Raw genomic sequence first — 13,802 nt, forward strand, 5'->3', positions numbered from 1 at the left:
TCGGCCGTCTGCCGCGTGATGTTACCGGAGCGTAGAGCGGTGGCTTCCGGTCAGGCCGGGCCGGGCGCCGCACGGCTCGCGGCGATGGTGCCGCGGCCGGGGTGACATAGCCGGGCTTCCCCAGCTGCTGCACGGTACGCGTGACGCAGGAGGCGTCCACCCCGAGGCGGGCCGCCGCTGTCGGCGATCTGCCGCGGCAGCGCCACGGCGGCGCGGTCCAACGGTACGTCTGCGAGCGCCATCAGGCGTTCGTTGCGCGCCTGTGTACCCCGGGGCGGCTCACATCCCGCAGTAGCCGGCGTCCGCCACATGTGACCAGACCCGTGGCGGCGTCCGGCCGGTCGGAGCGGTCCGGCGCGGTCCCCTCGGCCACCGCGGTCCGCCGCTCGGACTGCTCCAGCAACGGAAGCCTACGCAACGACGGCGTCCCGCCGTTCAGGCGAAACCCGGGGTCCGGGGGCGTGCCGGGCCGCCGGGCCGTCGAGAACTCCCCCGTGAACCTGCCGCTGATCCCCCCGATGCTCGCCACGCCCGGCACCCTCCCGTCCGCCGCGCAGGACGCGCGCTGGGCGTACGAGACCAAGCAGGACGGCCAGCGGGTGGTGGTCTACCTCACCGGCGACGGCGGCTTGGTCCTGCGGGCCCGGTCCGGGGAGGAGGTCACGGCCGCCTACCCCGAGCTGCGCCCACTGGGCGGGGCGCTCGGCAGCACGCCCGCCGTGCTGGACGGGGAGGTGATGGCCCTCGACGAGTGGGGGCGCGCCGACTTCCAGCTGCTCCAGTCGCGGATGGGGCTCGCCCACGCCCCGGCACGGGCTGCGCGCCGGGCCGCCCAGGCGCCCGTGCACCTGGTGCTGTTCGACGTGATGCACCTGGCCGGACGGCCCCTGGTCCGGCTCCCCTATGCCGAGCGCCGCGAGCGGCTGGAAGGGCTCGGGCTCGACGGGCCGCACTGGTCGACGCCCGCGGCCCTAGTCGGCCACGGCGAGCAGGCGCTGCGGGCCACCCGGGAGCACGGTCTGGAGGGGCTGGTCTGCAAGCGGCTGGACTCCGTGTACGAGCCCGGGGTTCGCTCCCGGGCCTGGATCAAGATCCGCAACATGCACAGCGAGGACGTCGTGGTGGGCGGCTGGCTGCCCGGCAAGGGACGGCTCACGGGCCTGCCGGGGGCACTGCTGGTGGGCCAGCGGGCCGGCGGGCGGCTGCGGTACGTCGGCGGGGTGGGCACCGGCTGGAGCCGGCGGGAGCGGGACGAGCTCGCCGGGCTGCTGGCGGCCGCCGCGACGGACGTATGCCCCTTCGATCCCGTGCCCGCGGCGCCCGGTGCGCGCTGGGTGGTGCCGCGGCTGGTCGGGGAGGTGCGGTTCAGCACCCGCACCCGGGCCGGGATGCTGCGGCAGCCGTCGTGGCTGCGGCTGCGGCCTGATCTCACGCCGGAGGAGTCCTCGGCGGACCTGCCCGACCCACCGCCATGATCCAAATATTGGGGTGCCCGTAACCGCTCGGACGCCCACCTCCTCTTGGCGCGGACATGAAAAGTCGGGAAGCTGAACTCCCCCTTCCCCCACAGCCGTTGGGCTGCGCCCGCATCATGAGGAGGACGCAGTGTCGTCATCGTCGTCGAAGAAGCACCGCAGGAGATGGCTCACCGGTCTCGCCGGTGCCGCCGCCCTCGTCATCGCCTTCCCCTCCGTCGCCTTCGCGGCCCCGCCGTCGGCGCTGCCCGCCAACGCCGAGTCCGCGGAGTTCACCTACCAGCCGGCCTTCGACTACGACACGGACGGCTGCTATTCCACCCCCGCGATCGGCCCCGACGGGACCGTCAACGGCGGCCTCAACCCCACCGGTGCCCTCAACGACAACTGCCGGGACGCCTCCGACCTGGACAACACCAACAGCTACTCGCGCTACAAGTGCAACAACGGCTGGTGCGCCTACCTGTACGGCCTGTACTTCGAGAAGGACCAGGCCCTCGCGGGCAGCAGCATCGGCGGGCACCGGCACGACTGGGAGCACGTCGTCATCTGGGTGCAGAGCGGTGCCGTGAAGTATGTCTCGACGTCCAACCACGGCTCTTTTACCGTGAGTTCGGCCTCCTCCGTCCGCTTCGAGGGCACCCACGCGAAGATCGTGTACCACAAGGACGGCATCAGCACCCACTGCTTCCGCCTGGCCAACGCCAACGACGAGCCGCCGGAGAACCACAAGCGCACGTGGCAGTACCCGCCGCTGGTCGGCTGGCACGGCTACCCCTCGGGCGTGCGCGACAAGCTGGTCGCGTACAACTTCGGCAGCGCCAACTTCGGCCTGAAGGACGCCTCCTTCGGCAACCACCTCTCCTCCGCGAAGCCGTCGGGGATCACCTTCGACCCGTACGCGTGACGCCGTAGGGCCCGGGGCGTAGGACCAGCGCCGCCTCCCGCCTCCGCCCCGGGCCCGATCCGTTGGCTCCGGCCGCTGTCTAGCGTGATCGCCATGGACGCCACCGACACGAGCGGACAGCTCGAAGAAGCCCTGGAACGCCTGCACTCCGCCGGTCCGGAACGCGAGGGCTGGCTCAGCAACCACGCACCCATGGTCGTCGAGGCCCTCGCCGCGCACGGACACGCGGGCGCGGTGCACCGCTGGGTGGACCTGTACCAGGACCGCCTCGAGGACTTCCCCGACCGCCTGGCCCCCGTCACGGACGACAACTGGCGTACGGCGCTGGGCGATCCGCGGCGGATCGCGGACTGGACCGACCACTTCTCCCGCACCCTCGCCGACCGCCCCTGGCGGGACGTCCTCGCCGAGTGGTGGCCGCGGCTGCTGCCCGGGATGTACGGCGGCGCCACGCATGTCGTCATCCGGGCCGGCCACGCCGTACGCGCCCTCGAAGCCGGTGAGAGCGCGCCGAGGCTCGCCGAACTCGCCCACGCGCTGGGCTACTGGGCAGCCCGGCACCAGCCCGTGACCGGCTTCGCCGTACTGCCGGGCGCGCCCACCGCCGGGGCGTCCCTGGACGCCGTGCCCCCGATCGGCGAGGGCGCCCTGGGATTCCGCAACCGCCTGGCCGCCGTGCGCCGGCTGCCCGCGTGGGCGGAGGACGTGACCGACCCGGACGTCGCGCGCGACCGGCTCACCGAACTCGTCCGCGCCACGACCCACCGCTACGCCACCCACGGCCACGGCGAGCCGACCATGCTCGTGCACGCGGCCACCGCCCCCAACGCGGTTCTGCGCACGCTCGATTCGCTGCCGCGCGAGCTGTGGGCGCCCAGCCTGCACGCCGCCTGGACCGCATCCGCCGTCGTCACCGCGATCTACACCCCCGACGAGCCGGTGGCCTACGAGCCGCCCGTCCGGCTCACCGCCGAGGAGGTCATGGAGCGGGCCCTCGCCCACGGCGACGAGCACGTCATCAAGCTCACCGACACGGCCCTGGACGTCGGTGACGACCTCGCGCTCGCCGCGGCCCAGCGGGCGATCGAACTCAGCCCGCCCCTGGTCTCCTGACCAGGACCTCACCCAACTCGGTCCGCCCGTACAGGACATGCGGCCCCGCACGCCGCGAGGCCAGCAGACCCGCTTCCCGCAGGACCGACAGATGCGCCGAGACGGTCGACGGCGCGAGGCCGTGCCGGGCGGCGAGTTCGGTGGTCGAGGCGGGGGTGGCCAGACCGGTGAGGAGCGCGGCACGGTGGTGGCCGAGGAGCCGGGCCATGGCCTGTGAAGGGCTCGGCGGGCCGCTGTCGTGCAGGCGGCCCATCCCCCGCGCCGGGTAGATGACGGTGGGCTGCCAGGGACGGGCGAAACCGCTGACGACATCCGGCCACACGAACACACTCGGCATCAGCAGCACACCCCGGCCATCGGCGCGTTGGGCGTCGGCGACCTCGCCGTACATGCGCAGGGTCAGGGTGTGTCCCGCCCAGCCGATGCCGGGGTGCAGGCCGGTGAGCAGCGCGTCGAGGCCGCCGTCCGCCGCCTGCCGGGAGCGGTGGGCGACGTCGCCCTCCAGGACGGCACGGTGACGTGGCCAGTCCGGGGCAAGCAGGGCGTGCCAGGCCCGCTCGGTGAGGTCGGCGAGGCGCCGGACGGTGGCGGCGGGATCGGCGAGCGCCGCGCGCCCCTCGGACGACGCGGCGAGTCCCGGCGTACCGGCGAGGGAGCGGGCCATCTCGGCGTGGGCGAGCGCCGGGTCGGTGGCGCGCATCCGCGCCAGTTCGTCCTCGATCGAGGGGTACGGCTCGTCCGGGGGCGGGCCGAGGAAGTCGGGGGTGTAGCCGCCCGCGGGCGGGATGAACAGCCACAGCGGGGACAGGTCGAGCCCGGCGACGGTACGGCGGACGCGGCGCGGCCAGCCGCGGTGGTAGCCGTGCCGGGCGGGGCGGCGCAGCAGCCGTAGCGCCTCGTGGGTCTGGCACAGCGGCGAGATCGCGAACCGGCAGCGCGTCAGGTCCTCGGTGCCCAGGTCCAGGGTCAGGGGCAAGGCGGTCTCCGTGGGTGATTCGGCCCAGGACGAAAGAGTAGAGGTGCCCCGCCGGGCCCAGCACCCTGACCCCGATGACCGACTACCGATCAACAGCCGCCGAGCACACCGCCGTCGGGCCCGCCTGGCGCCGGGGCGCCGTCGTCGCGGCGCTGATGCTGGCCGCGTTCACCTTCAACACCACCGAGAACCTCCCCGTCGGCCTGCTCCCGCTCATGGCGGACGACCTCGGTGTCTCCCTCCCGGCCGTGGGCGTCCTGGTCACCGGGTACGCGCTCACCGTGGTCGTGGTGTCGCTGCCCCTCGCCCACGTCACCCGCGCGATCCCCCGCCGCCATCTGCTGACCGTGCTGCTCGGCCTGCTCGCCGCCGCGAGCTGGGTCTCGGCGCTCGACGCCGTCTCCTACGGCCCGTTGCTCGCCGCCCGCGCGACGACGGCGCTCGCGCAGGCGCTGTACTGGTCGGTGACGGGCCCGGTCGCGGTCGGCCTGTACCCGCCCGAGCGGCGGGGCCGGATCATCGGGCTGCTGTCGGTCGGGGGCTCGCTGGCCACGGTGCTCGGCGTGCCGGCCGGCACCTGGCTCGGCGGGCAGGCCGGCTGGCGGACCCCGTTCGCGGTGCTCGGCGCGCTCGCGCTGGTGTCGCTGGTCGCGGTGGCCGTCCTGCTGCCGACGTCGCGCCCCCAGGAGAGCCACTCGGCCTACGGAGTCGCCCCGGACCGACGGCGCTTCCTGATCGTCGTCACCACCACCGCCCTGTCGGTGACGGGCGTGTTCACCGCGTTCACCTACGTCGTCGTCTTCCTCGACGAGGTCGGCGGGTTCGGCGAGGCCGCGGTCGGCGCCGTGCTACTGGCGTTCGGGGCGGCGGGACTGGCCGGGGTCACGGTGACCGGGCCGCTCCTGGACCGCTTCCCGCGCGCCACCCTCGCCGTACCGGTCACGACCCAGACCGTCGCCCTGCTCGGCCTGTACGCGGCGGGGGACGGCCAAGTGGCGGCCGTGGCCCTGCTGATGCTGCTGGGGGCGTCCGTCGGTCCGGCGTTCATGGCCTCGCAGAGCCAGGTGCTCCACGTGGCCCCGGGCCGCACCGAGTCGGCCCTCGCCGCCAACTCGGTCGCCTTCAACGCGGGCGTGGCCGCCGGCGCCCTCCTCGGCGGCGGCCTGCTCACGGCCGTCGGCGTGCGCGGGACCTTTCTCGCCGGAGGTCTGCTCACGGCCGGGGCGCTCGCCGTGCTCGCGCGGGACCGCACAGCGCGGTGAGGCGGGTGGAGCGTGGGCGCTCGCGGCCCTGACCGTGCGCCTGTTGCGGCCGACGCCGGTCCCGGGCGACGGGAATCGAGCGGTAGCGCACGGCCGTTGTGATCGGAAGGTCTATCGTGTCGGCATGTCCGTCCCCGAACTGATCCGCATCGTCTCCCGCGACTCGCCCATGGCGCTCGCCCAAGTGGAGCGTGTCCGCGCCGAGTTGACGGCCCTGCGTCCCGGGGTGCGGACCGAGGTCGTGCCGGTGCGGACGACCGGCGACAAGTGGCTGGGCGACCTGTCGAAGGTCGACGGCAAGGGGGCGTTCACCAAGGAGGTGGACGCCGCCCTGCTGGCCGGTGAGGCCGATCTCGCGGTGCACTGCGTCAAGGACGTGCCCGCCGACCGGCCGCTCCCCGCGGGCACCGTCTTCGCCGCCTTCCTCGAACGGGACGACATCCGCGACGCGCTGATCCATCCGGACGGTCTCACCCTGGACGAACTGCCGGACGGCACCCGCATCGGCACCTCCTCGGTGCGCCGGATCGCCCAGCTCGCCGCGACCCACCCGCATCTGCGGTGCGTGCCCTTCCGGGGCAACGCCAACCGGCGGCTGGAGAAGCTGCGGGCCGGCGAGGTGGACGCGCTGCTGCTCGCGGTGTCCGGTCTGGAGCGGATCGGTCGGCGGGACGTGATCAGCGAGGTCCTCTCCCCCGAGACGATGATGCCGCCGATCGGCGCGGGCATCCTCGCCCTGCAGTGCCGGGAGGGCGACGACGGGCTCATCGACGCCGTCAGCGGCCTCGGCGATCCGGACACCCACCGGGAGGCCACCGCCGAGCGGATGTTCCTGCATGTCCTGCAGGGGCACTGCAACAGCCCGATCGCCGGGTACGCGCGCGTGGATCACGGCGGGGAACTGTCCCTGCGGGCGTGCGTGTTCACCCCGGACGGCAAGACCCGGCTCAACGCCCACGAGTGGGCGGGGCGGCTGGATCCGGCCACGTTGGGCACCTCGGTCGCCGTGGCGCTGCTGCGTCAGGGCGCGCGCGAGATCATCGACGGCATCCCGCACTGAGCTTCGGCACCGCGTCAGGCGGTGCCCTCTTCGGCCTGGTCGCGCAGGAAGTTGCTCACCTGGTGGGCGAGGCACTCGCGCCCCGCCCCGGCGTGCGCCGAGCCCTCGTGCAGGCCGATGCCGCCCGCCCACAGGCGGCGCTCGGTCCACTCCTCCTCGACCCGCAGCTGGATCTGCACGTCGACCTGGCTCAGGCTCGCCTCGGGACCGGCCGCGTACAGCACGGCGGTGGCCCGGCGCAGCGGGTAGACGTCGAAGCCCTCGATGAACTGGGAATTGCGCCAGTCGATGAAGGCGCTCTCCCCCTCGGACCCGATCCGGACGTCGATCTGGCCGTCCTCCAGGTGGATGCCGTAGTGCCGCTCACCGCGGTTCTCGACCGTCACGCGCAGGCTGAAGTAGGTCAGCCCTTCGGCGGCGTCGTCACGTCCCCGCGGAGGCTCGTTCTGCTCCAGACGGTGGACGCGGACGCGCAGACCGGCATGCTCGTCGCACTCCTGCCAGTCCCCGACCACGTTCGGCTCGCACACACTGCACCTCTTCGACCTCAGAGAGCTGCTTCCTATCTGTGTGCTCAGCGCACTGTCAAATGAGCGGAATGGGCTCTGGCCAGCGCATTCACCCGCTTTGATCGCTGATCAAGCGCTGCGCAGGCACAATCGCCCGGCCGGCCCGGCGGGCGGGTGCGCCAGCGTGCCGCACATCACGTCCGCCGTCTCGATCTGTGGGCGCCCTCACACACCGGGTTCGACCAGTGTCGAAATATGCAGCAAATTCCCCGAAACCGGGTCAATTGTTTCAGAAGCGCCTTGTCGGGGAATTCTTACCGAAGTGCTTCGGACAGGAGGCACGTCCGTGGGAGCCCGGCTTCGGTTCCTGGATGTGCTCCGCGTACTTCGACGCCGCGCCTCCCACGGTGACTGTCCCATCAGGCACCTTTGAGGGAGGTGCGCTTCATGCCCGTCACCGGCAGATCGAAGCAGCACCCGCACGACGACGCCCCCGACACCGCGGCCGACTTCCAGCGGCTCGCACGGCTGCCCGAGGGGCCGGAGCGCAAAGCGCTCCGCGACGAACTGGTCCGGGTCTGGCTTCCCATGGCGGAGCGCATCGCGGTCCGCTTCAAGGGGCGCGGCGAGGCCCTCGAAGACCTCTACCAGGTCGCCGCGCTCGGCCTCGTCAAGGCGGTCGACCACTACGACCCGGCCCGTGGCTGCGCCTTCGAGGCGTACGCCGTGCCGACCGTCACCGGCGAGATCAAGCGCCACTTCCGCGACCACATGTGGACGCTGCACGTACCCCGCCGGGTCCAGGACCTGCGCAACCGGGTACGGCAGGCCAACAAGGAGCTGTCGCAGACCAGCACGGGCCGCGCGCCCACCGTCCAGGAGATCGCCGAGCACACCGAGCTGACCGAGGCCGAGGTCCGCGCCGGTATGGAGGCCCTGGACTGCTTCTCCGCGCTGTCACTGGAGGCGGAGATGCCCGGCACCGACGGATACGCCCTCGGCGACTCGATCGGCGGGCCCGATCCGGGGTTCGACATCATCGTCGACCGGGTCGCCGTCCGGCCGTGCCTGGAGAAGCTGCCCGAGCGCGAGCGCACCATCCTGTATCTGCGGTTCTTCCAGGGCATGACGCAGAGCCGCATCGCCGAGCAGCTGGGGATCTCCCAGATGCACGTCTCGCGACTGCTCAGCGGCTGCTTCGCCCAGCTGCGGGAGGAGCTGGGTGAATCCCGGCTGCGCGAGGAGCTGCTCGTCCAGCACCGCTAGGAGCCAGGGCCCTGCGGGGCCCCTGGCGTCCCCGGGATCTGCGTCGGACCGTGCCGGTCGAGCGCGTCCTCCAGCTCGGCGCGGATCTCCGGGGGCATCCGACCGTCGCGGCCCCAGATCAGGATCAGGTCCGCGACATTGCGGAGCTTGATGTTGGTGTGCTGGGAGACGTCCTTCAGGACCGCCCAGCCCTGGGCCGGGGCGACCCGTCCCAGGGCCACGATCATCCCGATCGCCTGGTCCACGACGGCGTGCGAGGCGACGGCCTCCTTCAGCTGCTCTACCTCCCGCTGCAGCTCGGAGATCCGTCGGGACTGTTCGTCGGGCTCGCGGGGTACCTGGGTCACGCATCCATCCTCATCACTCGGGCAGCGGTATGCCACTGGGCAAAGGGTGGAATCATCATTGTTTCAGCGCGGCGGCCGGGGTACTCGGCAGGCGCCGTCAGAGGTACCGGCCGGACACTGGGAACAGACGCCGGTGGCCGCCGGCCCGGCGAGACCAGGACAGCCATGAACCACCACACGCAGACCCCCAGCGGTACGAAGGACCTCGTCTCCACCCATTCCGTGTTCGGCGCACCCTGCTGGGTGAGCCTGACCAGCCGTGACCTGGAGAGCACCGAGGACTTCTACAGTGCCGTCCTCGGCTGGCGCTGGCGCACCGGCAAGCTCGGCGAGCACTTCCGGATCGCACTGGCCGACGGCGTGCCCGTCGCCGGGATCGCCGCCGTCGCGACGATGTGGCAGATGGCGGTCGCGTGGACGCCGTACTTCGCCGTGCACAGCGCGGACGAGGCCGTCTCCCGGGTCCAGGAGCGCGGGGGTACGGCCGCGGTCGGGCCGATCTCCTTCCCGCCCGGGCGCGCGGCACTGCTCGCCGACCGGGACGGCGCGACCTTCGGCATCTGGGAGGGCGAGCTGGTCGGCGACTGGGACACCTGGCGCCGCTCCACCCCCGCGTTCATCCGCCTGCACACCCGCGACGCCTTCGACTCCGCGATCTTCTACGGCGAGGTGCTGGACTGGGCCTCGGAGCGCCCCGGCTGCTGCGAGGTGAACTACGAGGGCGACGAGGTCGTGCTGCGCAGCGGCGGCGACGTGGTCGCCAAGATCGAGTCGGGGGCGCTCGGTGCCGCCCCCGATCCCACCATCCGGCCGCACTGGCAGGTCCACTTCGCCGTCCCCGACGTGGCGGCCTGCGCCCGGGCCGCGGAGCAGCACGGCGGCAGCGTCCTGTCGAAGGACGAGGACGAGGCCGTGCTGCGCGACTCCGACGGCGCCCAGTTCACCGTGACCTCCCGCCGCGGGCGTTAGTTCCCCGCGGTACGGGACGGGCGGGACAGCAGGACGAGACTGCGGGCGGTGACCGTCATCGTGGTGGCCGCCTTGTGCTCGGTCTCGTCCGGGGCCCCCGGTTCCGCGGTGTCGATCAGGGTGGTCCAGCGTTCGCCGTAGGTGGCGTCCGGGAGCTGGAACTCCACCGGCTCCCAGTAGCTGTTGAGCAGGAGCAGGAAGGAGTCGTCCACGACGGGCCGGCCGCACGGGTCGGGCTCGGCGATGGCGTCGCCGTTGAGGAACACGCCGACGCAGTGGGCGTCGGAGCGCAGCCAGTCCTCCTCCGCCATCTCGCGGGCGTCCGGCAGCAGCCAGACCAGGTCGGGCAGCGGCTGGCCCGCGTGCGTCACCGTCTCACCGCGGAAGAAGCGACGCCGGCGCAGTACGGGGTGGGCGCGGCGCAGTCCGATCACGTGCCGGGTGAAGTCGGCGAGGGAGCGCTGCTCCTCGGTCAGCCGCCAGTCGATCCAGGAGACCTCGTTGTCCTGGCAGTAGGCGTTGTTGTTGCCGCGCTGGGTGCGGCCGAGCTCGTCGCCGTGGCAGAGCATCGGGATGCCCTGGGACAGCAGCAGCGTGGCGAGGAAGTTGCGCTGCTGGCGGGCGCGCAGCTCCAGCACGGCCGGATCGCGGGTCTCGCCCTCCGCACCGCAGTTCCAGGACCGGTTGTCGCTCTCGCCGTCCTGGTTGTCCTCGCCGTTGGCCTCGTTGTGCTTGTCGTTGTACGAGACGAGGTCGCGCAGCGTGAAACCGTCGTGCGCGGTGACGAAGTTGACGCTGGCGCGCGGCCGCCGCCTGCTGTGCTGGTACAGGTCGGAGGAGCCCGTCAGCCGGGAGGCGAAGTCGCCGAGGGTGTGTTCGCCGCCGCGCCAGAAGTCGCGCACGGTGTCGCGGTACATGCCGTTCCACTCCGACCACAGCGGCGGGAAGTTGCCCACCTGGTAGCCGCCCTCGCCGACGTCCCACGGCTCGGCGATCAACTTGACGCGGCTGATCACCGGGTCCTGCTGGATCAGGTCGAAGAACGCCGAGAGCCGGTCCACCTCGTGGAACTGGCGGGCCAGGGTCGCCGCGAGGTCGAAGCGGAAGCCGTCGACATGCATCTCGGTGACCCAGTAGCGCAGCGAGTCCATGATCAGCTGGAGCACGTAGGGGTGCCGCATCAGCAGGCTGTTCCCGGTGCCGGTGGTGTCGTAGTAGTGCGACCAGTCGCCGTCCACCAGCCGGTAGTAGGAGGCGTTGTCGATGCCCCGGAAGGACAGCGTGGGGCCCTTCTCGTTGCCCTCGGCGGTGTGGTTGTAGACCACGTCGAGGATCACTTCGAGCCCGGCCTCGTGCAGCGCCTTCACCATCGCCTTGAACTCGGAGACCTGCTGGCCCCGGGTGCCGTGGGCGGCGTAGGCGTTGTGCGGCGCGAAGAAGCCGATGGTGTTGTAGCCCCAGTAGTTCGACAGGCCCCGGTCGGTCAGCACGCCGTCCTGGACGAACTGGTGCACGGGCATCAGCTCGACGGCCGTGACCCCGAGCGAGGTCAGATGCTCGACGACGGCCGGGTGCGCGAGGCCGGCGTACGTCCCGCGCAGTTCGGGGGGCACGTCCGGGTGGGTGCGGCTCAGGCCGCGGACGTGGGCCTCGTAGATGACGGTGTCCGCGTACGGCCGTCTGGGTGGACGGTCGTCGCCCCAGTCGAAGTAGGGGTCGGTCACCACGCCGAGCATGGTGTGCCCGGCGCTGTCCGCCGGGGCGGGGCCCTCGGGGGCGCGCTCGAAGAGCGAGGCGTGGTTGTCCATCTGCCCGTCCACCGCCTGCGTGTACGGGTCCAGCAGCAGCTTCGCCGGGTTGCACCGGTGGCCGACGGACGGGGCCCAGGGACCGTGCACCCGGTAGCCGTACCGCTGGCCGGGGCCCACACCGGGCAGGTAGCCGTGCCAGACGAAACCGTCGACCTCGGTCAGTTCGACGCCGGTGTGCTTGCCCGCGTCGTCGACCAGGATCAGCTCGACCCGCTCGGCGACCTCGCTGAACAGGGCGAAGTTCGTGCCCTGGCCGTCGTAGGCGGCACCCAGCGGGTAGGGGTGCCCGCTCCAGGCGTGCACCCCTGCACCATGCTTGCGCGCGGTCACCGCGCCTCCTCCAGCACTCGCTCCGGAGTGCTCGCCGGGCCGGCCAGTGCGGCGGCCGGGACTTCACGGGGCACGTCGAGGCCCTCACGCAGGCTGGGCGCCGGGGCCGTCGGGACCAGCGGGACGCGCTCGCCGGCGCGGGCACGCTGCGAGAACCAGATGACCTTGCTGCCGGTGTCCGTGGCGCAGCACCCCCAGCCGTCGCTGATCGCGGCGATGTGCTCCAGGCAGGCGCGGAGATCCTGGTCCGGGCGCAGATCACGGTTGTGGTCCCCGATGGCCGTGATGAGGTGCTGTCCGTTCCACCACATCTCGATCGACGTGTTCTTGTCCGTGGCGTGCTCGTCGATGGCGTTGAGCAGCAGTTCGGCACCGCCGCACACGGGCTCCACCAGGTTCTCCAGGTCCCAGAACCGGAGGTGAGCGGCCAGGATGCGCCTGACCTGTCCGACCCGTTCCGGGCTGACTTCCACGTCGAGGTGGTAGTAGCAGGGCACTGCGGTCTTCATCTTGTTGGCTCCTCACCGGCGAGGCTCGGCGCTTCCCCCGTCCCCGCGGGACGGGCCCCGAACGCGAAGCGTGAGCATTGATCGCTTCTGAGTCACCTCAAGAGTGGGAGGGCTACGCCATTCGTGCAACACGAGGAGTCAACCGGGGGATCCTTCGAGTTCGTTGAAGCTCTAACAAGACGCTGGGTCGCCGCACGTGCACCATGAGTGAAGACCTCCATCCCCGTACGGCATCCGTGTCGCGCGCACGACCACCCCCACCGTGTGGTTTCGTGCCTTGAATCCCGAGAGGTGAACGGCGTCATGTTGCTACCGGCCAAAGCCGAAGTCGCCCGCCAGCTTGGGCGCTATCGGGCCTGGGAGCGCGTCATGCTCGCGTCCCCGGACGACCGCGCGGTGCGGGCCACTTTCGAGGACTCGGGCTACACGCTGTGCGTGCTGATGGGCAAGCGCTGCGCGCGCGAGGCCGCGGACGCGGCCGAGCGCTATCTGCGCAGCAGCCTCGGCACCTATCTGCGCGAGCAGACCGAGCGTCCCCGTCCGGGGGTCGCCGCGAGACGGGGCCCACCGAGGGCCAAGCGGCGTTCCCGGGCCGGCCGGTAGACCTGCCGGCACAGCTTGAATCCCCGGCCGGGCCCTGGAGGGTCCGGCCATGAGCACGGCGGAGGCGAGACCATGAAGGCAACCGCGGCCATCGGCCGTATCCCGGTACGCAATGTCCGGCCGGCCGTGGACTGCGGCAGGCGCCTGGCGAAGGCGGTCGTGGGCGAGACGTTCGAGGTCTCGGCGACCGTGTTCCGGGAGGGGCATGATGCCGTGGCCGCCAATGTCGTGCTGCGCGATCCCGAGGGCCGTCCCGGTCCCTGGACGCCGATGCGCGAACTGGCGCCGGGCAGCGACCGCTGGGGCGCCGAGGTCACGCCCCACGCCGAGGGGCACTGGACGTTCCATGTGGAGGCGTGGAGCGATCCGGTGGCCACCTGGCGGCACACCGCCCGCATCAAGGTCCCGGCGCGGATCGACACCGGGGTGGTCCTGGAGGAGGGCGCGGACATCCTGGAACGGGCGGCGGCCGGGGTTCCCGCCGGGCGGCGAAAGGTTCTTCTTCGTGCGGCCGGCACCCTGCGGGACGACTCGCTGCCGGTCGTGACCCGGCTGGCGGCGGCTTTCCGGCCCGAGGTGGATGCGGTGCTGTCGCGGTATCCGCTGCGGGAGTTGGTGACCGCGTCGGATCCGCTGCCGCTGCTGGTGGAGCGGGAGCGGGCCCT

14 protein-coding genes and 1 pseudogene are annotated in these 13,802 nt (G+C 72.2%); 9 read left to right on the forward strand and 6 right to left on the reverse strand.

Annotated features, from left to right (window positions below; genetic code table 11):
• Window positions 1-64: 64 nt before the first annotated feature.
• Window positions 65-311, reverse strand: a pseudogene (locus ACWD11_RS33145) (hypothetical protein); the annotation flags it as partial.
• A 183-nt stretch (window positions 312-494) separates the two neighbouring features.
• Here ACWD11_RS33145 and ACWD11_RS33150 point away from each other — a divergent pair.
• From ACWD11_RS33150 to ACWD11_RS33160, 3 genes are all read left to right on the forward strand, one after another.
• Entirely contained in the window at window positions 495-1,475 is a 981-nt protein-coding gene (locus ACWD11_RS33150) for an ATP-dependent DNA ligase (protein ID WP_451287543.1), read from the forward strand.
• Window positions 1,476-1,605: 130 nt separating this feature from the next.
• Window positions 1,606-2,382: an NPP1 family protein gene (locus tag ACWD11_RS33155; protein WP_451287545.1), complete on the forward strand. Its 777-nt coding sequence runs from the start codon at window positions 1,606-1,608 to the stop codon at window positions 2,380-2,382.
• Window positions 2,383-2,475: 93 nt separating this feature from the next.
• On the forward strand, window positions 2,476-3,495 hold the full coding sequence (locus ACWD11_RS33160; RefSeq protein ID WP_451287547.1) for a questin oxidase family protein: 1,020 nt from the start codon (window positions 2,476-2,478) through the stop codon (window positions 3,493-3,495).
• Here the strand turns inward: ACWD11_RS33160 and ACWD11_RS33165 are convergent.
• On the reverse strand, window positions 3,473-4,471 hold the full coding sequence (locus tag ACWD11_RS33165; RefSeq protein WP_451287549.1) for a DUF5937 family protein: 999 nt from the start codon (window positions 4,469-4,471) through the stop codon (window positions 3,473-3,475). The genes ACWD11_RS33160 and ACWD11_RS33165 overlap by 23 nt on opposite strands.
• A gap of 74 nt (window positions 4,472-4,545) precedes the next feature.
• On the opposite strand from ACWD11_RS33165, the gene ACWD11_RS33170 reads away from it, so the two are divergent.
• Window positions 4,546-5,733: an MFS transporter gene (locus tag ACWD11_RS33170; protein WP_451287551.1), complete on the forward strand. Its 1,188-nt coding sequence runs from the start codon at window positions 4,546-4,548 to the stop codon at window positions 5,731-5,733.
• 124 nt (window positions 5,734-5,857) lie between these two features.
• The gene (hemC, locus tag ACWD11_RS33175; RefSeq protein WP_451287553.1) at window positions 5,858-6,793 is read left to right on the forward strand and encodes a hydroxymethylbilane synthase; all 936 of its coding nucleotides are present in this window, start codon (window positions 5,858-5,860) and stop codon (window positions 6,791-6,793) included.
• 14 nt (window positions 6,794-6,807) lie between these two features.
• Here the strand turns inward: hemC and ACWD11_RS33180 are convergent, their stop codons facing one another.
• A complete protein-coding gene (locus tag ACWD11_RS33180) occupies window positions 6,808-7,323 on the reverse strand; it encodes a hypothetical protein (protein WP_451287555.1) in 516 nt (171 codons plus the stop codon).
• A 426-nt stretch (window positions 7,324-7,749) separates the two neighbouring features.
• Between ACWD11_RS33180 and ACWD11_RS33185 the strand changes: the two genes are divergently transcribed.
• Complete coding sequence (locus ACWD11_RS33185) at window positions 7,750-8,568, forward strand: RNA polymerase sigma factor SigF (RefSeq protein ID WP_451287557.1); 819 nt, start codon at window positions 7,750-7,752, stop codon at window positions 8,566-8,568.
• Here ACWD11_RS33185 and ACWD11_RS33190 read toward each other — a convergent pair.
• Complete coding sequence (locus ACWD11_RS33190; RefSeq protein ID WP_389420281.1) at window positions 8,565-8,915, reverse strand: ANTAR domain-containing protein; 351 nt, start codon at window positions 8,913-8,915, stop codon at window positions 8,565-8,567. The two genes, ACWD11_RS33185 and ACWD11_RS33190, sit on opposite strands and share 4 nt — an antisense overlap.
• Window positions 8,916-9,080: 165 nt before the next feature.
• On the opposite strand from ACWD11_RS33190, the gene ACWD11_RS33195 reads away from it, so the two are divergent.
• Window positions 9,081-9,884, forward strand: coding sequence for a VOC family protein (locus ACWD11_RS33195; RefSeq protein ID WP_389420280.1), 804 nt, complete (start codon window positions 9,081-9,083; stop codon window positions 9,882-9,884).
• Here ACWD11_RS33195 and glgX read toward each other — a convergent pair.
• Both glgX and ACWD11_RS33205 read right to left on the reverse strand, forming a co-directional pair.
• Complete coding sequence (gene glgX / locus ACWD11_RS33200) at window positions 9,881-12,025, reverse strand: glycogen debranching protein GlgX (RefSeq protein WP_389420279.1); 2,145 nt, start codon at window positions 12,023-12,025, stop codon at window positions 9,881-9,883. The genes ACWD11_RS33195 and glgX overlap by 4 nt on opposite strands.
• Window positions 12,022-12,534 (reverse strand): pep a2, encoded by a 513-nt coding sequence (locus tag ACWD11_RS33205; protein WP_451287560.1) that lies wholly within the window; start codon window positions 12,532-12,534, stop codon window positions 12,022-12,024. Before ACWD11_RS33205 ends, glgX begins: the two co-directional genes overlap by 4 nt.
• Window positions 12,535-12,837: 303 nt before the next feature.
• Between ACWD11_RS33205 and ACWD11_RS33210 the strand changes: the two genes are divergently transcribed.
• Window positions 12,838-13,137, forward strand: coding sequence for a DUF5133 domain-containing protein (locus ACWD11_RS33210; protein WP_389420277.1), 300 nt, complete (start codon window positions 12,838-12,840; stop codon window positions 13,135-13,137).
• 72 nt (window positions 13,138-13,209) lie between these two features.
• Window positions 13,210-13,802 (forward strand): maltotransferase domain-containing protein (locus ACWD11_RS33215; protein WP_451287562.1); only part of this gene is annotated, 593 nt, incomplete at its 3' end.

It is taken from the genome of Streptomyces sp. NPDC002776 (genome assembly GCF_053592195.1).